At 61.3% G+C, this 19,761-nt stretch carries 15 protein-coding genes; 3 read left to right on the top strand and 12 right to left on the bottom strand.

Going from position 1 to position 19,761, the window contains the following annotated elements:
* Positions 1–18 precede the first annotated feature (18 nt).
* From ICI42_RS12510 to ICI42_RS12495, 4 genes are all read right to left on the bottom strand, one after another.
* Positions 19–3,726 carry a hydantoinase B/oxoprolinase family protein gene (locus ICI42_RS12510; RefSeq protein ID WP_188164898.1) on the bottom strand — a complete coding sequence of 1,236 codons (3,708 nt, stop codon included), beginning with the start codon at positions 3,724–3,726 and terminating at the stop codon, positions 19–21.
* 136 nt (positions 3,727–3,862) lie between these two features.
* On the bottom strand, positions 3,863–4,984 hold the full coding sequence (locus ICI42_RS12505) for an osmoprotectant NAGGN system M42 family peptidase (protein ID WP_188164897.1): 1,122 nt from the start codon (positions 4,982–4,984) through the stop codon (positions 3,863–3,865).
* Entirely contained in the window at positions 4,981–6,798 is a 1,818-nt protein-coding gene (gene ngg / locus ICI42_RS12500) for an N-acetylglutaminylglutamine synthetase (RefSeq protein WP_188164896.1), read from the bottom strand. The genes ICI42_RS12505 and ngg overlap by 4 nt, the downstream gene beginning before the upstream one ends.
* Before the next feature lie 4 nt (positions 6,799–6,802).
* Positions 6,803–8,578, bottom strand: a complete 1,776-nt coding sequence (locus ICI42_RS12495; RefSeq protein WP_188164895.1) for an N-acetylglutaminylglutamine amidotransferase — start codon at positions 8,576–8,578, stop codon at positions 6,803–6,805.
* Between the two features lie 111 nt (positions 8,579–8,689).
* Between ICI42_RS12495 and ICI42_RS12490 the strand changes: the two genes are divergently transcribed.
* Positions 8,690–9,136 carry a MarR family winged helix-turn-helix transcriptional regulator gene (locus ICI42_RS12490; protein WP_330999156.1) on the top strand — a complete coding sequence of 149 codons (447 nt, stop codon included), beginning with the start codon at positions 8,690–8,692 and terminating at the stop codon, positions 9,134–9,136.
* A 61-nt stretch (positions 9,137–9,197) separates the two neighbouring features.
* Here the strand turns inward: ICI42_RS12490 and ICI42_RS12485 are convergent, their stop codons facing one another.
* On the bottom strand, positions 9,198–9,695 hold the full coding sequence (locus ICI42_RS12485; RefSeq protein ID WP_330999155.1) for a DUF992 domain-containing protein: 498 nt from the start codon (positions 9,693–9,695) through the stop codon (positions 9,198–9,200).
* A 203-nt stretch (positions 9,696–9,898) separates the two neighbouring features.
* Positions 9,899–10,126 carry a hypothetical protein gene (locus tag ICI42_RS12480; protein WP_188164894.1) on the bottom strand — a complete coding sequence of 76 codons (228 nt, stop codon included), beginning with the start codon at positions 10,124–10,126 and terminating at the stop codon, positions 9,899–9,901.
* Positions 10,127–10,652: 526 nt separating this feature from the next.
* Between ICI42_RS12480 and ICI42_RS12475 the strand changes: the two genes are divergently transcribed.
* Positions 10,653–11,984 (top strand): HdeD family acid-resistance protein, encoded by a 1,332-nt coding sequence (locus ICI42_RS12475; protein WP_230980300.1) that lies wholly within the window; start codon positions 10,653–10,655, stop codon positions 11,982–11,984.
* Between the two features lie 3 nt (positions 11,985–11,987).
* Here the strand turns inward: ICI42_RS12475 and ICI42_RS12470 are convergent, their stop codons facing one another.
* Together ICI42_RS12470 and ICI42_RS12465 are read right to left on the bottom strand one after the other, a co-directional pair.
* The gene (locus ICI42_RS12470) at positions 11,988–12,800 is read right to left on the bottom strand and encodes a class I SAM-dependent methyltransferase (protein WP_188164892.1); all 813 of its coding nucleotides are present in this window, start codon (positions 12,798–12,800) and stop codon (positions 11,988–11,990) included.
* 27 nt (positions 12,801–12,827) lie between these two features.
* Entirely contained in the window at positions 12,828–14,582 is a 1,755-nt protein-coding gene (locus ICI42_RS12465; protein WP_188164891.1) for a solute carrier family 23 protein, read from the bottom strand.
* Positions 14,583–14,770: 188 nt separating this feature from the next.
* Here ICI42_RS12465 and ICI42_RS12460 point away from each other — a divergent pair, with 188 nt between their 5' ends.
* Positions 14,771–15,097, top strand: coding sequence for an STAS domain-containing protein (locus ICI42_RS12460; protein WP_188164890.1), 327 nt, complete (start codon positions 14,771–14,773; stop codon positions 15,095–15,097).
* Here ICI42_RS12460 and ICI42_RS12455 read toward each other — a convergent pair whose 3' ends face one another.
* Genes ICI42_RS12455 through ICI42_RS12440 form a run of 4 tightly spaced genes read right to left on the bottom strand, consistent with a single transcriptional unit; the run spans position 15,098 to position 19,736 of the window.
* Positions 15,098–17,041 carry a PP2C family protein-serine/threonine phosphatase gene (locus tag ICI42_RS12455; RefSeq protein WP_188164889.1) on the bottom strand — a complete coding sequence of 648 codons (1,944 nt, stop codon included), beginning with the start codon at positions 17,039–17,041 and terminating at the stop codon, positions 15,098–15,100.
* Entirely contained in the window at positions 17,038–17,487 is a 450-nt protein-coding gene (locus ICI42_RS12450; RefSeq protein ID WP_188164888.1) for an ATP-binding protein, read from the bottom strand. Before ICI42_RS12450 ends, ICI42_RS12455 begins: the two co-directional genes overlap by 4 nt.
* Positions 17,488–18,177, bottom strand: coding sequence for a polar amino acid ABC transporter permease (locus ICI42_RS12445; RefSeq protein ID WP_188164887.1), 690 nt, complete (start codon positions 18,175–18,177; stop codon positions 17,488–17,490).
* Entirely contained in the window at positions 18,174–19,736 is a 1,563-nt protein-coding gene (locus ICI42_RS12440) for a transporter substrate-binding domain-containing protein (RefSeq protein WP_188164886.1), read from the bottom strand. Before ICI42_RS12440 ends, ICI42_RS12445 begins: the two co-directional genes overlap by 4 nt.
* Positions 19,737–19,761 lie beyond the last annotated feature (25 nt).

The raw sequence follows: 19,761 nt of genomic DNA, 5'->3' as shown, positions 1-19,761 counted from the left end.
AAGGTCGCCCAGAAAGTATTACTGTTTGCCGTATCCGCCTGGGCTTGGGGTGGTGACGATAACCGCGTCGCCGGGCTCAAGTACGGTTTGATCGCAGGCCTTCAGCGTGTCCACAGTTCCGTTCGTCCGGCGCACCTCGGTGCTTCCCCGCTCGCCGTCGCCCCCGCCATCCAGACCTTGTGGCGGCCGCGACCGGTGGGAGGAGAGGATTGCGCATTCCATCTGTTCGAGGAAGCGGATTGTGCGGCGTGTGCCATCACCTGCCCTGAACCCTCCCTTGCCGCCAGAGCCTTCGCGAATGTGAAAATCCTCAAGCAGCACGGGAAAGCGGAGTTCGAGGATTTCCGGGTCGGTCAGCCGTGAATTGGTCATGTGGGTGTGCACGCCGGATGTGCCGGCAAAGCCGCGCCCGTCATTCATGCGTCCTGCCGGCGAGCCTGAGCAGATCGTCTCGTAATACTGATATTGCGCGTTGCCGAAGGTAAGGTTGTTCATCGTGCCTTGCGCATTGGCGAGCGCGCCCATAGCCGAAAACAGCGCGTTGGTGACGTGCTGCGAGGTCTCGACATTGCCCGCAACCACGGCCGCCGGATAGGTAGGCTTCAGCATGCAGCCGTCGGGGATGACGATGTTGATCGGCCGCAGGCACCCGGCATTCATCGGGATCATGTCCTCAACCATGACTCGAAAAGCATAGAGCACTGCCGCGCGCGCCACCGGTTCGGGCGCGTTGAAATTGTTCTTCATCACCGGCGAGGTGCCGGTGAAATCGACGGTCGCCTCGCGTTTGTCGCGGTCTACCGTAATGCGCACTTTGATAACTTGGCCTGTATCGGTGGGGTATTCGCAGGCGCTGTCATCCGGCAATAGATCGAGCACACGTCGCACGCTTTCGGCGGCGTTGTCCTGTACATGGCCCATATAGGCCTCGACCACGTCGAGCCCGAAATGAGAAACCATCTTGCGCAGTTCGGCCACGCCCTTTTCGTTGGCAGCAATCTGCGCCTTCAGATCAGCCACATTCTGCTGGGGGTTGCGGGCGGGGTAGGGGTGGTCGGTCAGAAGCTCGTGCAGTTCCGTCTCGCGGAACCGGCCTTGCGTCACGAGGTGGAAATTATCGAACAGCACGCCTTCCTCGTCCACCGTGGTAGCCAGCGGTGTCATCGATCCGGGCGCTGTGCCGCCGATATCGGCGTGGTGTCCGCGCGAGGCGACGTAGAACAGGATGCGCGGTTTCTCCCCCCTTGAGGGGGAGAAAACGTCGCGTTCCTCGAACACCGGAGTCACCACCGTGATGTCCGGCAGGTGCGTTCCGCCATTGTAAGGCGCGTTGAGCGCAAACACGTCGCCGGGACGGATGTTGCCCTCGTTCTGGCGGATCACCGCCTCGACCGAGCGGTCCATAGATCCCAGATGCACCGGCATGTGCGGCGCATTTGCCACCAGCGCGCCGGTGCGGTCGAAGACGGCGCAAGAGAAATCGAGCCGTTCCTTGATGTTGACCGACGAAGCCGTGTTCTGCAGCGTCACGCCCATCTGCTCGGCGATCGACATGAACAGGTTGTTGAAGACCTCCAGCATCACCGGATCGGCTGCGGTGCCGAGCGCGGCCTGCCGGCGCTTCTTTTCCGTACGCCGCAGCAGCACATGATCCTTGGCGGTGATCTCCGCACCCCACCCGGGTTCCACGACGATGGTCTGGTGGCTTTCGATGATCAGAGCGGGGCCGGCGATCCGGTGGCCGGGTTTCAGCGTCGCGCGGCGATGGATCGCGGCATCGCGCCATTCGCCGCCGCAAAACAGCGGCCGCGTTTCAGGTGTCGCGCCGGCCGCTGCCGCTTCCAGAGGTTGATCGGTTTCATCCCGGCCGGCGATGCGGCCGTCCTGGCCCTGAACCTCGACCGTTTCGATGATCAGCGGCTTGTCGGGATAGATGAAGCCGAATTGCGCTTTGTGCGCGGCTTCGAACGTTTCACGCGCCTCGACGATCGACCGCGCTGCGAAGTTGACCGGCAGCGTTGTGTCGGTGCCGTCATAGCGGATATGCAGGATCGGCCGCCAACTTACAGCATCCTCAGGCACGCCCTGGGCGTCGAGTTCGGCGAAGACGGCATCGCATAAGATGTTGATTGCATCGCTAATCGGCTCGACGGTATTGTCGCTCAGCGGCTGGATAACGCCTTGCTGACGAGAAGCGAACACACCCGACATGCCGATGCCGTAAGCCGACAGCAGCCCGGAAAAGGGGTGTATCAGCACCGCTTCCATGCCAAGCGCATCTGCGACCAAACAGGCATGCTGACCGCCCGCGCCGCCAAAGCAGTTGAGGAGATAACCAGTGACATCGTAGCCGCGCTGTACGGAAATCTTCTTGATCGCATTGGCCATGTTCTCGACGGCAATGGTGATGAAGCCCTCGGCGACGTTTTCCGGGCTGCGACCGTCGCCGATCTCTGCGGCAAGCGCTTCGAAGCGTTCGCGCACGACGGCCCGGTCCAGAGGTTGGTTCTGGTCGGGTCCGAAAATCACTGGGAAGAAATCCGGCTGCAACTTGCCAAGCATCACATTGGCGTCGGTCACCGCTAACCGCCCACCCCGGCGGTAGCAGGCTGGACCGGGGTTTGCGCCGGCAGAATCGGGGCCTGTCCTGAACCGGCCGGCCTCGTAATGCAGGATCGATCCGCCGCCGGCTGCGACGGTGTGAATGCGCATCATCGGCGCCCGCACCCGCACACCGGCAACCTCTGTGTCGAACGCGCGCTCATATTCGCCATCGTAATGCGCGACATCGGTCGATGTGCCGCCCATGTCGAAGCCGATGACACGCTCGAAGCCGGCCAGCCTCGCCGTCTCCACCATGCCGACGACGCCGCCGGCTGGGCCGGACAGTAGAGCGTCCTTACCTTTGAACAGGTCCGCGGCCGTCAGCCCCCCGGATGACATCATGAACAGCAGACGCGGCTGGTCACCCTCTCCCTTGTGGGGAGGGTTGGCGCGACCTTCCCACATCGCGGAGGCAGCGGCTTGGGCAATCCCCAACTCCCCCGCGACCTGTTCCACATAGCGACCGAGGATCGGCGACAGATAGGCGTCGACCACCGTCGTATCGCCCCGTCCGACCAGCTTGATCAGCGGCGAAACTTCATGGCTGACGGACACTTGTCCGAAGCCGAGCGTCCGGCAGAGTTCGGCCATCGCTACTTCATGCTCCGGATATTTCCAGGAGTGCATGAAGACGATCGCCACCGCATCGATGCCGTCGGCCTTGGCGCGTTCGATTTCAGTTTTTGCAGTGTCACGGTCGAGCGCGATCTCAACGGTGCCGTTGACACGGACGCGCTCCTCAACTTCCACCACACGTTCATAAATTTGCTCCGGAAGGATGATTTCCTTGGCAAAAATGTCTGGCCGTGCCTGGTAGGCGATGCGCAGCGCATCGCGGAACCCCTTGCTGATGAGAAGCAAGACCCGGTCGCCCTTGCGCTCCAGAAGCGCGTTCGTGGCCACCGTCGTGCCCATCTTCACGGTGTCGATCAGGCCGCCGGGAATCGGAGCGCCAGGCTCCACGCCGAGCAGCGTGCGGATACCGTGGATGGCGGCATCGCGATAGGCCTCAGGGTTTTCCGACAAGAGCTTGCACGGATGCAGCCTGCCATCCGGATCCCTGCCGATGACATCGGTGAAGGTGCCGCCGCGGTCGATCCAGAAGTCCCATTTGCCAGCCATGTCGGAACACCCTGTTCGAATGCGGTATCGTCGTCTCAGGTGATTTATCCCCAGCGCTTTGTCAACAAAGGGCGCTCACGAGGGAGACAGCTGGGCTCCGATATTCGGGCATAAGAGCGGTTCCGCTGATCGGGATTTAGACTGTCGGGTCCTTCTCCGGCTGCCGCGTGAACGACTGCACGGTCGCGAATTCCTTGACGTCGCGCGCGATTTCGATAGGGCTCGAGACGTAGTGGAAAAGCGCTTCGGCCACAGACAGCAGCGCGTCGATATGGATGCGCTCATAGCCATGCGAGGCATCGATGCCGAAGGTGATCAGTGCGGTGCGGATGTCGTGACCGGCCTCGATGGCGGCGGCGGCATCGCTGCGATAGTAGCGGAAGATGTCCTTCTGGTAGGGGATGTCCTTTTCCATGCAAAGTTCGGCCAGTTTCCGCGTCAGGTGATAGTCGAACGGGCCGGACTCGTCGGCCATGCAGATGGTCGCGCCGAATTCGGACGAATTCTGGCCCGGTGCACTGGTGCCGTTGTCGACGGCGACGAGCGAGGCGACTTCGGGCAGGATAACCGAGGAAGCGCCCACACCGACTTCCTCGGCCACGGTGAACAGCCAATGGATGTCGACGGGAGCTGTAGATTGTTCCCGTTGGAACGCTTCGATTGTGGCGAGCATGATAGCCACGCCCGCCTTGTCGTCGAGATGACGTGCGTTGATGAAGCCGTTGTCGAGGAATTCCGGCTGCGGATCGACAGCGACGACGTCGCCAATCTCGATGCCGAGCGCCCCGGTATCCCTCTTGCTGCCGGTTATGGCGTCGATGCGCAGCTCTACATGCTCCCAACCGGTGGGCTGGGTGTCGACTTCCTCGTTGAAGGTATGGCCTGATGCCTTCAGGGGCAGAATGGTGCCGCGATGGATGTCGCCCGTCCCATAGATCGTCACGCGTGCGCCTTCGGCAAAACGGGCCGACCAGTTTCCGATCGACACAAGCGATAGCCGCCCGTTCTCCTTGATCGCCTTCACCTGTGCGCCGAGCGTGTCGACATGGGAGACGATGGCGCGCGCGCCTTGGCGGCGGCCGCCCTGACTGATGGCGCGGATAGCTCCACGGCGGGTCAGCTGCGGCTTGAGGCCAAGCCGCTCCAACTCCCGGCTGCAGTAGCGGACAACATTGTCGGTGAAACCGGTCGGGCTGTCGATCGCCAGCAGCGCTTGGAGCCGGTCCCTGAGATAATCCGCGTCGATCACCGTCTTCATCGCGGCAACTCCTCGCCTTTCAGCTGGCCGTTGTGGTCACGCACGCGCGACAGCGGAAACAGCAGGTCGATGAAACGTTCCGCCGTCGGCTGCGGCTCGTGATTGGCGAGGCCGGGCCGTTCATTGGCTTCGATGAAGACATAGTCGGGCTCGGACGGCGATTTTACCATCAAATCGATGCCGGTGACCGGAATGTCGATGGCGCGCGCCGCCCGGCATGCGGCCTCGACCAGGGTGGGATGAACGACGTCTGTCGCGTCGTGGATCGAGCCGCCGGTGTGCAGGTTGGCCGTTCGGCGCACCATCAACTGCTGTCCGGCCTCGGGCACGCTGTCGAGATCCATGCCCGCATCCGCCAGACAGCGCAGGGTCTCGCGGTCAACAGGGATGCTGCTTTCGCCACCGGTTGCCTCGGCGCGCCGCCGGGACTGCTTTTCGATGAGCGTACCGACCGTGCTCGACCCGTCGCCGACAATATGCGGCGGGCGGCGAATGGCTGCGGCTACCACCTTGTGATCAATGACCACGAGCCGCAGATCCTGGCCCTCGAAGAAGGATTCCAACAACACGCGGTCGCATACCGTCCGCGCTTCGCCGATGGCGCTCTCGACCTCGGCGATGTCGCTCAGCCCAACGGAAATGCCGCGCCCCTGTTCACCGCGCGCCGGCTTGACCACCACGCTGCCATGCTTTTCGACGAAGGCCCAGACGGCCGCTGGATCGTCGGCGACGATCTGCTCGGGCACATTGAGTCCAGCTTTCGAGACGACGCGCCGGGTGACGGATTTGTCGTCGCAGATTGAGACGGCGACGCCGGAGGTGAGTTCCGACAGACTTTCGCGGCAGTGCACGGAGCGCCCGCCATAGGAGAGACGAAAGAAGCCGGCAGCGGCATCGGTGATATCGACGCGGATGCCGCGCCGCCGCGCCTCGTCGACCAGAAGCCGTGCATAGGGGTTGAGTTCGTCGTAGCTATCGATGGGGGCCGCGAAGAATTTCTCGTTGATCGGGTTCTTGCGCTTGACGGCGAAGACCGGCACGCGGCGAAAGCCGATCTTTTCGTAAAGCCCGATTGCCTGCTCGTTGTCGTGCAGAACCGAAAGGTCGAGATAGGCCGCGCCCCGCGCCTGGAAATGTTCGGCCAGACGCCGCACGAGCATTTCACCGATGCCGGGATGGCGCGCCTGGGTAGCCACAGCCAGGCACCACAGTGAAGAGCCGCGCTCCTCGTCTTGGAAGAGGCGGTTGTGGTCGATGCCGGTGACGGTGCCGATGATCTCGCCGGTCGATTCTTCTTCCGCGACGAAATAAGTCAGCGAGCGGCTGTCGCGCTTGGACCAGAAAAACTCTGGCGAGACCGGCACCATGCCGCGCGTGGCATAGATCGTGTTGACCGCCTTGGCATCTTCCTCGGAAGCAAGCCGCCGAATGAAGAAGTTCTTCGTCCGTCGCCGGCTGGCACGATAGGTCGACAGGTCGAGCCGATAGGTATGCGAGGGATCGAGGAAGATTTCCTGCGGCGCCTGCGTCAACAGTACATGCGGATCACGCACGTAAAAGGCGATGTCGCGCTGCCCGAGCTCCTCGCTGCGGAGGGTTTCTACCAGTTCGGCATTGTCGCGGAAAGTCTGCGAAAACAGGAGCCGGCCCCAACCACAATCGAGCACCACCGGCTTGCGTTCAAGATCGGCGGCGGGCCGGGTCTCGATCGGTTCCTGCATGGAGTGTACACGTAGCCGGCGCAGACGATGATCGAGCGCGCGATCGTTTCGCACGCCCGTCACCTTTCGGTTCACCGTTTTGACTGATGTCATGGTGCTATACCCCCTGCGCCTGCAGCCAGAGCTCAAGCAGCCCGACCTGCCAGAGCTCGGAGCCGCGCAGCGGCGTGATGTGCTCCGACGGTGCCTTGAAGAGTTGGTCGAGATAGTTCTCGTCGAACAGCCCGCGCTCGCGCGCGGCTTTCGAGGTCAGCGCGTCGCGCACCATATCGAGATAGGGACCATCGACATATTTGAGCTGCGGGACGGGGAAGTAGCCCTTGGGACGGTCGATGACGTCATGCGGCACGACGAGACGGGCGGCATCTTTGAGCACGCCCTTGCCGCCATCCTTGAGCTTGTGTTCCGGCGGGATTCGGGCAGCGAGTTCAACAAGCTCATGGTCGAGGAATGGAACGCGCGCTTCCAGACCCCAGGCCATGGTCATGTTGTCGACGCGCTTGACCGGATCGTCCACCAGCATCACGTTGGTGTCGAGCCGCAGTGCGCGGTCGACATTGGTATCCGCTCCGGCGCGCATCAGTTCGCCGGCAACGAAGTCGCCGCTGTGATCGACGCCGTTGATCCAATCGGCGCCAAGCTGGCGCTTCAGCGTTTCGTGCGAGCGGTCAAAGAAGACCCGGCTGTAGTCGCCGACCACGTCGTTGGAGTTTTCCAGGGGCGGATACCAGTGATATCCGCCGAACACCTCGTCGGCGCCCTGGCCGGATTGCACCACCTTGATGTGCTTCGACACCTCCTTGGACAGCAGGTAGAAGCCGACATTGTCGTAGGAAACCATGGGTTCCGACATCGCCGCGATCGTGCCGGGCAGGGCTTCCATGAGGTTGGCAGATGGCACGAAGATCTGGTGATGGTCGGTGCCATATTCTCTGGCGATAAGGTCGGAATAGTGGAACTCATCGCCTTTTTCGCCATTCGCTTCCTCGAAGCCCACCGAGAAGGTCTTGAGATCGGCTTGGCCGGCCTCGGCCAGAAGGCCGACGATCAGGCTGGAATCGACACCGCCCGACAACAGCACGCCGACTGGAACGTCAGCGACCATGCGGCGCTTGACAGCCGTGCGGAGCATGTCGAGCACACGGTCTCGCCATTCCTCGGCTGACACGTCCTTGTCGGCGGGATCGCGGGCATAGGCCGGGTCCCAATAGCGTTTGTCGGTGTGGCGGCCGTCGCGGTCGATGATCCGGATCGTGGCCGGTGGCAGCTTGCGCACGCCCTTGATAATGGTGCGCGGCGGCGGAACGACGGCGTGGAACGACATGTAGTGATGCAGCGCGACCTCGTCGATCGACGTGTCGATGCCGCCGGCCGCCAGCAGCGCGGGCAGCGATGAGGCGAACCGCAAGGTCTTGCCGGTTTCCGCGAGGTAGAGCGGCTTGATGCCGAAACGGTCGCGGGCCATGACAATGCGGCCGGTGTCGCGTTCCTGGATGACGAAGGCGAACATGCCAAGGAAGCGCTCCACGCACCGTTCGCCCCAGCAATGCCAAGCCTTGAGGATGACTTCTGTGTCGCCATGCGAGAAGAAGCTGTAGCCCTGCGCTTCGAGTTCCGAGCGCAACTCGGGATAGTTGTAGATGCAGCCGTTGAAAGCGATCGTCAGCCCTAGGGCCGAATCCACCATGGGCTGCTGCGCCTTGTCGGACAGGTCGATGATGCGCAGGCGGCGGTGGCCGAAACCTGCGTTGCCGTGGGAGACGATCCCCTCGCCATCGGGGCCGCGCGGCGCCAAGGTTTCCAGCATGGTTGAGATTTTGGCAGCGGATGGTGTGCTGCCGTCAAAGGTGATTTCGCCACAAATGCCGCACATAAGCGGATCCAGATCCTCCGTTGATTGTTGTCGATCGGGTGAAGTACCCTAGATAGGTAGAGTACAAATGATTTGAAGCCTAACAATGGCGAGGAGGCCATTTCGTTCCCCGTGACCGACACAATTACTGCTGAGGAAACCCGAGATCTGCTGAAATCGCTTCGGCGCATCGCGCGCGCAAGCGATCTGCAATCTCATGCGCTGAAGAGCCAGCACGGCTTGACCGGGCCGCAACTGGTCATCGTCATGGCGGTAAGCGAACTGTCAGAGGTTACGACAAAAGCTTTGGCCGACCATGCCGATCTCAGCCCGGCAACCGTCGTTACCGTGCTCGACAATCTCGAGCAGCATGGCGTCGTCGAGCGCTACCGCTCCGCTGCCGACCGTCGCATTGTCTACACCAGGCTTACGCAGAAGGGCAGGGATATGGTCGCGCACACGCCGAGCGTGTTCGGTGAAAAATTCGCTCACCGGTTCGCATCGCTGTCGCCGGCACGCCGCCGCGAGCTCATTACGAGCGTGGCCGAACTTGCCGAACTCATGGCGCCGTCGTCGTAGAGCACATTAGGGTCAAACAACGAGCAGGCATCGGCATGCGATGCCTGCCCGGACAACGGCCTTACGGCGCGGCGGTAAGGGTAACTTGAACGACGCCGGTTGCAATGTTTAGGCCGGTCGAACCCTCGACGGAGATTGGCTGCAGCGAAAACGCTTTGCCCGTTCCGCCCACAAGCACATTGGCACCGGCACCAACGCCCACTGCTGCTTCCGCGCCAACGCCGGCATATTGGCCGGTGAGCGCGCCCTTTGCGGCGACGCCCTCAGTGGCTGCCGCGACACCCCAGACCAAGTGGCTCTGATTGATCGTGCCGATCTCGATGCCGAATTCATCGATGCTACCGGTGTAGGATTCGGTCTGGCCGCCATTCTGCGTGAAGGTGCAGGTCAATGTCTGCTTACGTTCGAGGATGAGACCGATGCCTTCCGATACATCGCAGGACAGCAGTCCGATCTGCGGCATCGGCTGCGCCGAGGCAGCCGAAGACATCAGCATCACAGAAAGGGCCGCGGCCGTCGGCGCGAGAAAGCCGATCGAAAACTTCGCTAAAGTGGTCACGTCGGATATCCTTCAAGCAGGATTGAAAAAACAACGGGTGCTTCTAGCCCGCGTGAATCAGCGAGCTCTATGCGACATTAGCGAAATTTGCTTGATCATGCAGTCTACCACAGCATGGTTTGGCGGTGGTTGCAGGCAGCGGCCCGACATAGATTGGCAAACCCACCGAGCCAAAGGTAGCAAGCGGTTTGCTCGGAGTCGCCTTAAAACGTCAATGTCGGCCGTTCCATCCTCGAGAAATGGACCGACTTCCGCGCCGTGGGCTCGTACATTCTGGAAGAGGGCATATCGCGCGCCAACAAATCGGAAAGAACTTGCGCGGTCTTCTGCAGCAGCATCCTGACCTCAGCTTCTTCGAAGTGCTGGATGTTGTCGGCGGTATGTCGAAGAGTTGAAACGAGCTCGACGCCTCGAGCATGCAGCTCAGCCATGATCGTTTTCCTTTAGGAAACACAATCATGCAAATTGTGGCGGGGAAGTCCAGTGTCTAGACACGAAACCCTTAAGAAGATCGAAACATTCGGCTGGAGCCTTCGTCTTTTTTCCGGTCCGGACACCATTTGGTGAATTTGGTGGAGGCCACCAGCATCACGATGCCTGCGCATAGTACCTTAGCTGGGTGATTTCGCGGACGTAAAGCAGCGCCAGTTCGATCAGAGGATCGCCACGAATGCCGCAGTCCGTGCCGCCGTGATGACGACGCTGGTGCGATAAAGATTGGGCTTGTTTAGGGGCAAAACCAGGATCGCCACCTGTGGTAAAAAGAAGATACGTTAAGTTTCCTTTGTTGACCGTTATGGTCCTATAAAAAGAATACCTCGCAACTCCGATACACCCGAATTTTTCCGTTGAGGTGCTGTCATCTTCATGGAATTTTTAGCGAGACAGCGGAATCACAGACAATCTCATCAATTCGCGACGGGGCGGGCGCAGAGCGTTCGATAGCTGATGTTAAAAATGGCATTTCTGCTTATCGGACCTGCGGCCTTTCGCTCGCGTTGGTATGTGCTGCTCGTTCTAGGCGCAGCACTGATCACGCTGGCGCTTTTGATGATCATAGGCATTTCCGAACGAGTCAGTTTTGTTACCGTCGAAGCGCTCGGGCTGATCTTCGTGCTCAACGGCCTTTTGTCCTTCTTGCCGCTTCTGGTGCCCGAACTCGACCGCAAGGCACGTATCCTGACCCTGCTGAAGGCGATTGGCCTGATCATCATCGGTGTTCTCATCATCGGCTATCCATTCCGGACCGACATCGGCATTGCCATGCTGTTCGCATTGGCCTTCTTGCTCGATGGGGCAGGCCGTATCGCCACCGCTGTCATCGTTCGTTTCCCACGCTGGCGGATGGGGGTTTTTTACGGCACCGTCGAACTGATGCTTGCCGTCCTCGTCATCACCGAATGGCCGCTGCCACGCGAAAAGAACATCATCTTCTGTATCAGCCTGTTCCTGGCGTTGTCTGGATGGCTGCTCGTGCGCATGTCGCTGATGCTGAGGACGCTTGAAAGCGAAGTCGCAATCCTCAATCTGCCACTGTTCGCCGGTCGCGGCTGGTATGACAATGCACCCGTGTTGATCGATACTGGCGAAGAGGTAAAGGTCGAAAACCCACTCACCGTCCATGTCTGGACGCCCGTCGGATCGGCCGAGGAGCCGGCGCGCCGGCTCCTGATCGACCGATACGTTGCCGCCGTCGACAAAAACGGTGTGATTTCCACAGGCCATGCCGCTATGGAAATGCTGCCCGACGTCTATATCAGTCACTATCCGAAGAAGGAGCTCGAACGCTCCGAGCAGGACTTCATCAATTCTCTACGCGGGACTTCGGAAAACGATCTCCACGGTCGTTTCCAGCCATCCTATGCATGGGAGTCGGATTGGTGGTGCGATGCCGACGTCAACATCGATTTCTGGAACTACAATCCAAGGCGCCTGCGGGCGTTCTGGGCCGGATACAGGCAGGACAACACCTACAATCTGACCAATCGCAATTGTTCCGTTGTGGTCGCCGCAGCACTCAACGCGGCTTTGGAAGGCTCGCTGGCTGGCAAGACGCCATGGCTTCGGCTGATCCGCCTGCTCATCAACCCCGACCTCTGGGTGGCCGCGATGATCAGCAACCGGGCCAATTCTGCGACCTGGACGCCCGGTCTGGTGGTCGACTATGCCCGGACCATGGCGCGGATCGTCGAAGCGCGCGATGTCAGTTGGACAAAGCGGTTCAGAGGGTTCCTGCGCCGCTTCCGTCCGCGTGTGGGCCAAAGCAGCGATACACCCCAGGAAGTGTGAGGGTTACCTCGGCCGCGCCGCGACCAGCAAGCCGTAGCACAATCCGGGCGGCACGACGGCGCAGGCAAGGTCATCCAGAATCCCGACAAGGCTGGAGTGGGTAACGGCACTTTCCGGCAGAAGGCTCTCGCCGGTTAGTTGCTCTACCGTGAAACCCGCCGCCGTGAGATCGTCGCGAATTTCTGTCTCGGTGAACAGATGATAGAACAGAGCGATGTCGTTTCCGCCAACCGAACGCCGATAGCGGATGTCGCCGGGTTCCAGTTCGCCGCGTTCCACCATCGGGCGGCATTCGGCTTGCTGCTCGCGCATGCGTCTGAATGCGTTGGGTACGCCCAGCACAAGCGTCCCAGCTGGTTTTAAAGCACGGCGCATATCGATGAGTGCCTCGAGCCGCCTGCTTCTGCCTGCGATGTGGCCGAGCACGCCGAAACCCAGCAGCGCAACGTCGTAGCTGCCGCTTTCGACCTCGCGGGTGTAGGCCGCATCGCCAACGTCGCAAACGGTCACCTTGGCGCCCAGACCCTCGCTTTGGGCGGCCGAGGTAAGGTGACTGCGCGCGACCGCGCTGATGTCGACGGCGAGAACATCTGCGTCATGGCTCTTTGCCAGTGCGAAGCAGTAGCGGCCTTCGCCCGCGCCGTAGTCGAGCAGCCGCCCTCCCTTGGGAAGAGCCGCGGACAAAAGGCGCAAACATCGCCGGTTCGGTTTGGGATAGCGCGAGACATAAAGGCCGGAGGCAAAGTAAGCGTCGTAGCTTCGACGCATTTCGTTGCGGCCAAGGGCGGCGCTCGGCACACTTTCCGTCTGCTTCATGTCGCGATTGCCATTATTCTTCATCGGTCAGTGATCGAAATGCAGGCGCAGGAAGGCGCCGCCGCCGGAGGGCAGGGCGCCGCATTTCAGACCGTCAGCCAGCCGATGGATCAGAACTTGCGAGACACTGGCGATGGCCGCGTCGATGCCTTCGTCATTGTCGGCGTCGAGGATCGAGGCAAGGTCCGGCATGGCGCCCGGCCCGAGCGGCAAGGGCGATCCGGTGTGCCGCAACTCGATGTTGAAGTTCAACTCGTCGAAGTGGCCCACAACCGAAGTCACCTTATGCACGCCGGTCGACTGGATTGCCTCGATAGCTTCGACGGAGGCTTGCGCGGCTCGCTGTACGACGTCGCGTCGCGCTGCCCAGGCACCGCCCATGCGCTCGATGAAGTCTGTGACCTGAATGGCGATGGGGTGGCCGTTCGGCTCGATCTGTTGAAGCTGCGTCTTTTTGATCCCGATGCGAAACAGGAGATTGAGGACGATCGCCAGCACCCCGGTGACGATGAAGCCGCTGCCGAGCAAGTGGCGCAGCGAAGGCGGTATGCGTTCGGCCAGACCCGGCAGCAGCATGATGGCAACGCCGCCCGCCATGGAGATGCCGACGATGAACATGCCGCGCGTGTCGAATTTACGCTCGGCAATTAGATCGATGCCGGCTGCAATGAGGAAGGCTGCCGCATACATTTCGATGGCGCCGATCACCGGGGTGGGGATCAGCGTCAGGGCCATTGTCGCCTGCGGCAGAAAGGCGATGAATAGAAGCATCGCCGCGGCCACGAGGCCGGCATAACGCGTGGTGGTGCGGCTGGCGTGGCAAAGACCGATATTGGCCGACGAGGTGGCCGTACTCATGCCGCCCAGCAGACCACCGAGCGCATCGCCTATGCCGCCGGCAAGAATGCCGCGCCCGGCTTGCTTCATGTCCGGCCTGCGCCAGTCGGCGTCGTCCATCTTGTCCATCAGGATGAAGCTGCCAATGGAATCTATCTCTACCAGTGCCGCAACGAAGGCAGCAGCGATCAATGCGCTGATCGGGATATTGAAGACCGGGGTCGCAATGCTGGGCAAATCGACGATGGGTGCGCTCATCAGCGCCTGGCCACCGGAAAGCTCTCCAAGGAAAAACGCCGCAATGACGCCACCGCCAATGCCGATCAGGAGAGAAAACAGCTGCAGGCTGCGGTTGCCCCAAACCGAGGTCGCCACGATCAGCCCAAGCGTGATGCCGGCGATAATCATGCTGTTGGGGTCGAGCGTCATGTCTTCGCTCAAGCCGGTGGAATGTGCGAACGCGCCTTCGACAAGGGACATGCCTCCGATCAGCACGATGAGACCGGCAACGATGGGAGGAAACAGGCCCCGAAGTCGCGGTGTGAGCGGCGCCAGGATCAGCGACACGATGGCGCAAAGAATGGTCACCACCCCCACGCCGCCGGGGCCTGTCTCGATGAATATCGGTGCAATCTGTGGGATGAGAATCGCAGTTGGGATGTGGACGATCAGCGCACCGGAACCGAGCTTTCCGCCCCAGGCCTGAAGTGCTGTGCCAAAGGCCATGGTCATGATGGTGACCGCGAGCAGATTTCTGGTCTGTTCGAAATCGAAATTGGAGGCCTTGGCGAGTGCGAGCACATAGGCAGACAGGCCCAACGCCATGGCAGCATGCTGGAAGCCGATAGGCAGCAGCACTGACCACGCGGCTTTTTCATCGGCCGCGATGGAAAGTTCCTGCGGTCTGCGGCGCGGTCGCGATGGCGGGAGGGTGAAGCCGATCATAGGGTGCCTTGCCGATGTCAATGAAAGACGGAGCATGCTGGGTGAGACTTTCCCGCAACTCCGCCTGCTTCCTCATGACCTCTGGAACATTGTGATTACGGTGCTAGTTGTGTAACTCTCATTCTGTTAATTTTTACCTTTGTGAGCAACATACCAGCCGCAATCCGGCACTTAGGAACCGAACAAAGATGAGCATTACATTCGAGGCGCATGGACCTGCGGTCGTCGCAGACGTTCAGGGCCGACTGGACAGCACGAATGCGGCGGCGGTCGAGGCTGAACTCTTCAAGCAACTTGGCTCCAGCGCTTTCGTCCTGGATTTCACGCGGCTCGATTACATTTCCAGCGCAGGCTTGCGGGTCGTGCTGGTCGTTGCGAAGCGCCTGAAACAGTCCGGCAACAAGTTCATTCTTGCCGGCTTGCAACCCCATATCAAGGATGTGTTCGAGATTTCCGGTTTTCTTGGCATCCTCGATGTCGCCGATAGCCGCGCGGATGCCTTGACCCGCCTGTAATTATGAAGCTCTCGCGAGTTCTGTCGGTGAATCCAGCGTCTCGCGAGCGCCCTTGTAGCGGATGACGAGGCAGGTGATGTCGTCGGATTGCTCCGCGCCGTCGACGAAACGTCCGACGGCGTCCGTTACCCCGGAGATGACCAGATCGACATGCTGCGCATGGGCGTCGATCAACGCATCCTTCAGCCGCCCTTCCGTGAACTCCCGGCCTTCGCTGTCCATCGCTTCCGAAATGCCGTCCGTATACAGGAACAAGGTGTCGCCGGCGTTGAGGTGGACCTTCTTCTCGCTGTAGGACAGGCCGGGCATCACACCCAGCGCCATGCCGCCGGTGCGCGGCAGGTCTGCGACACTGCCATCGGCGCGGCGGATCATCAAAGGTGGATTGTGCCCGCCATTGGCGTAGGTGAAATCGCCTGTCTCGGTATCGAGGATGCCGTAAAAGGTGGTGACGAACAGATCCATCGGGTTCTGGCTGCAGATCACCGTGTTGGCGGCAGCCAGACAAGTGCCGGCTGAATGGCTCTCGCGCGCGGTCGATTGGAGCACTGTGCGCGAGATCGCCATGAAGAAAGCAGCCGGAACCCCTTTGCCGGAAACGTCGGCGATGACGATGCCGAGATGCCGGTCGTCGATGGCGAAGAAGTCGTAGAAATCTCCGCCAAGCTCGCGGGCCGGTACCATCGTTGCCTTACCGTCATAGGAAGGGTGGGCGGGCAAGGCCTGCGGCAGGATCGCCGCCTGCAGCGAGCGAGCAGCATCGAGTTCGGCTTCGACGCGGCGTTTGGATTCCTCCAAAAGGTGGTTTTTCTGCTCGAGTTCGATGGTGCGCGCACGAACCAGCGACTCCAGATGCTCTTCTCGCGCCTGCACCTCTATCGCCATGTGCTGGAACACGCGGGCAAGGGTTCCGAGCTCGTCGCTCTGCGCAGCCAACCCGTTGAGGCTCTCGGGTTGGAAGGTACGGCCGTCGATCTCGCGAGCAGCATGCGTCATCGCAGCCACTGGCCTCGTGATACGGCCGGCAAACACGCCGGCTATGGCCGAACCGAGGGCAAAGACGATGGCCGCAGCGATTGCGCCATAGAGCAGATAACTCGACAGCATCGCATCGAGGCGCTTAGTCGACAACGCAATCACGGTCGAACCGATGGCGATGCCAGCACTGTCGCGGATCGGTGCGGCCACCAGCAGCTTGTTCTCCCACAGGTCGGACGAAGGTGCTGCGCCGCTGATGCTGTCATCGACCAACTCGTTGACGTCGTCAACGGGCAACTCGTCGCCGATCTTTGCTGTCATGCGCATCGTGTCGTCGAAAATCTGGATCGCCTGGATTTCGTCGCGATTGAGCAAGGCGGCGAGAAGCACGGGAACACTGTTGGCTGCTCGGACCGGATCGAGCACGGTGATGGGCTGGCCGGCAATCAGCGCGCGTCCCCCATCGACGCGGACACCGACATATTGCACGCCATCGATGGGACTGCCCAACTCCAGGGTGAACCGCTTGCCGCTGGTCAAGGCGTCGAGCGCATGCCGCGGCAGGCCGATCGGCAGCGTTTCACCCTCGATGATCGCGCCATAATCGCCGATGGAATTGGCGATGACCCTGAGATTGCTGTCGACCAGCCAGATGGACGAGGCATTGCCGCGGGCGACAATCTCCGCCAGGCGGTTGCCGAGTTCCCCGGGCGACAAGGTATTCATGCTACCGATGGCGAAGGCGAGAATGGACAGATCGTCGATGACGACCCCTTCCATCTCTTCAAGGGAGATTTCCGTGAGGCGCGCGCTTTCGGCGACGATGCGGGCGATGGCCTGGGCCTGCTCTTCAGCCTGTTCGATTAGCGCGTTTCGTCCGAGATAGCCGAAGACGAGGCTGATCGACAGAATAGCGAGCGCGATGCACGCCGCCACCATCAGGACTAGACGACGGGTGAGAGTCATGGTGCGGTTCCGTCGGACTTCGCGGTGGGTCTCAGCATGACCAGCCGGATATGGTTGCGCTCGGCGCTGCGGTGATAGGCGACCTCATCGACCATCTCGCGCACGAGAAAAACGCCCAGGCCGCCGATAGCCCGGTCCTCGACGGACTCGTTCAGCCTGGGCTCCGGCGCCTGATGAAAAGGGTCGAAGGCGACGCCGGCATCATCCAGCTCAACGGAGAGGCTGGCTGTGGTCGCCGTGATGACGACACCGATGTCAGTCCCCTCCGCCTTGCCGTAGGTCACGATATTGGTGACCAACTCCTCGATCGACATGGTCAGCTTGAACACTGCGGCTGGCGCCAGCACACCCTCCGCAGCCTCCTCGACCGCCGCTTGGATCGCGCCGATGGCATCCAGAGTCGCAGGTACCTTGAAGCGGCTTACCACCTCGGTGTCAGGAACCATTTACTTTTCCTCCTGCACGATCATCGGCCCGGCCAGCGGCACAATAGGGTCGGTATCTTTGCGCGGTCCATGGCCAGCATAGCGGCCTAGTCGGGCACGGGCATAGTTCATCAGCCGGCTGAGTGGCCAGCAGAAGGCCAGAAACCACAGCATTGTATAGATGTAGACCCATAGCGTCGCGCTCGGATCGCCGACGGCGGCAATCACGGTGTTCGCACGCTGCACGATTTCAGGCACGCCGATGACCGACGCGGTGGACGAAGCCATGACGATGATAAGAAAATAAGTTGTCCATGCAGGGATGAAATAGAGTGCCTCGACGGTTTCGCCGCGCCGATGGTGCCGGATGGCCGAAAGCGCATTGTCGGAAACGAAACCGGCGACGGCGACTGAAAGCGCAAGCGACGCCTTGATCCAGCCCGCAATCCCCAACGACACGCCGCCGATTGAGATCTCGGTAGGCAGGACGTAGGCGAGGTAATAGATCAGCACGAAGGTGGGCGGCACGCGCGCAGCGGCCGTCAGGAAGCGGCCAAGCCGCGACCCCGACAGTCGAAGCCTCGCAAGCCCGTAACCCAGCGGGGTACCGATGGCCATCGTGGTGGCCGATATCAGGATGTTCCACAGGAAGCCGGCCGCCAGAAACGGCGTCCAGACCCATAGCATGGTGAAGACCTCGGCCGTGCTCACCGCTGCAGCACCCTGCGTTGGAACAGGTTGAAGCCCTGCACGACGACCAGAACGATGGCGACGTAGCAGGCGAGCAAAATGTTCATCATCAAGCCGCCATTGCCGTAGTCGGCAATGATGGTGGTGCTGGCGTAAACCAGTTCCGGGACGGCGATGGCGCTGGCCATGGCCGTTGCCTTGACGATGTTGATGCAACTGCCCATCACCGCCGGATAGGCAAGCACGGCGATCCGATGGCGCCGATCTGTCGATGTTGCGGTGACGGTTGCAGATGCGTCCGCCAGGGTGACGGCATTTGCCGCACCTGCATAAAGCGACAAAACAGCGATTGCCACGATCATGGCATTCAGGCTGAAGCCGTGTGTCGCCAGAAGGCCGCCAATGCCGAAGAAGACCAGATAAAGCTGCAGCAAGGGCGGGGTCATGCGCAAAACGGTCAACAGCGTCGCTATCAGCTGCGTGAGTCCGGGAATGCGCAGCCGCAACAGTGCCGCTCCGGCGAATCCGACCAGGAGGCTGCCCGCAATCACCGATATAGCGAGGATGCAGGTTGTCAGCAGTGCCCTGACGAAAAGGTCGCGGCCATAGGGGTCGTAGAAGGCGGTCAGGTCGATGCCGAAGCGGTCGCGCAGGCTCAGGACCATGGCGCCGAAGCCTTGCAGTTCCTGCGCCTCGACCAGATTGAGATCGCGGCAATCGGCGGTCCAGCGCCCATCGGCGCCGCGCCTGCAGTGCCATTCTCCATCGTCATCACGCCTCGACCAGAGTGCGCCTGCATCCTGGAGATAGGCGGCGGGCGGCAGTCCCCATTTGGCTTCCAACGCCTTCAGATGACCGTCGCGCAGCCAGCCGGCCACAATCTGGTCGAATTGGTCGGCCAATCGCCCGTCAGAGGCTACAGCAATGGCCCATGGCGAGACGAAATCGGCCGGCAGCAGCCTATAGTTCGGCCATGCCCCGCTGGTGAGTGCGTGCTGGAGGGCGGCCTCGTCATAGAGCCATGCGGCGCAGTTGCGCTCGCGCAAGGCAAGCTCGGCATCTCTTGTGTTGGCGAAAGCCCTGATGTCGGCAAGCAGACGTGTTGCGGCGAGCCTGTTCCAGAGCGCGCCCTGAACCGCACAGAGAGGCTTGCCGGCAATATCGCTCCAGGCGCGGATCGGGCTGTCTTCCGGCACGAGGATGCTGGCGCCGCCCCCGTAATATCCAGGCTCGATCATGCGGACGAGGCGGCGGCGGTCAATTGTATCGCCTAGCGTCGCCACGACCACATCGACATCGCCTGCGGCCAGTTTCTGAAGGCGGTTGGAACTGGTTACCGGCACCAGCCGCAGGGGCACGCCGAGGGTTTCCGCCAGGCTGGCTGCGACATCCGCATCAAAACCGACGATGTTGCCTTGGCGGTCGCGATAGCCGAAAGGCTGGTAATCGGCCTTGACGCCAGCCACGAGTTCGCCTCTGGCTTTGATGTCGTCAAGCGCATCCGCTCGCGCTGGCGGCGCGACAAGAAGGCATAGGAAAGCGATCAGCCAGAAGGCGGGGGCCGATAAGAAAAGAGGCACAGGACGATCCGTCTTGTCCAAGTTT

The sequence above is a fragment of the Oryzicola mucosus genome (assembly GCF_014534685.1).
Lineage (GTDB): Bacteria > Pseudomonadota > Alphaproteobacteria > Rhizobiales > Rhizobiaceae > Oryzicola > Oryzicola mucosus.
This window is presented reverse-complemented; position numbering and strand designations above follow the sequence as displayed.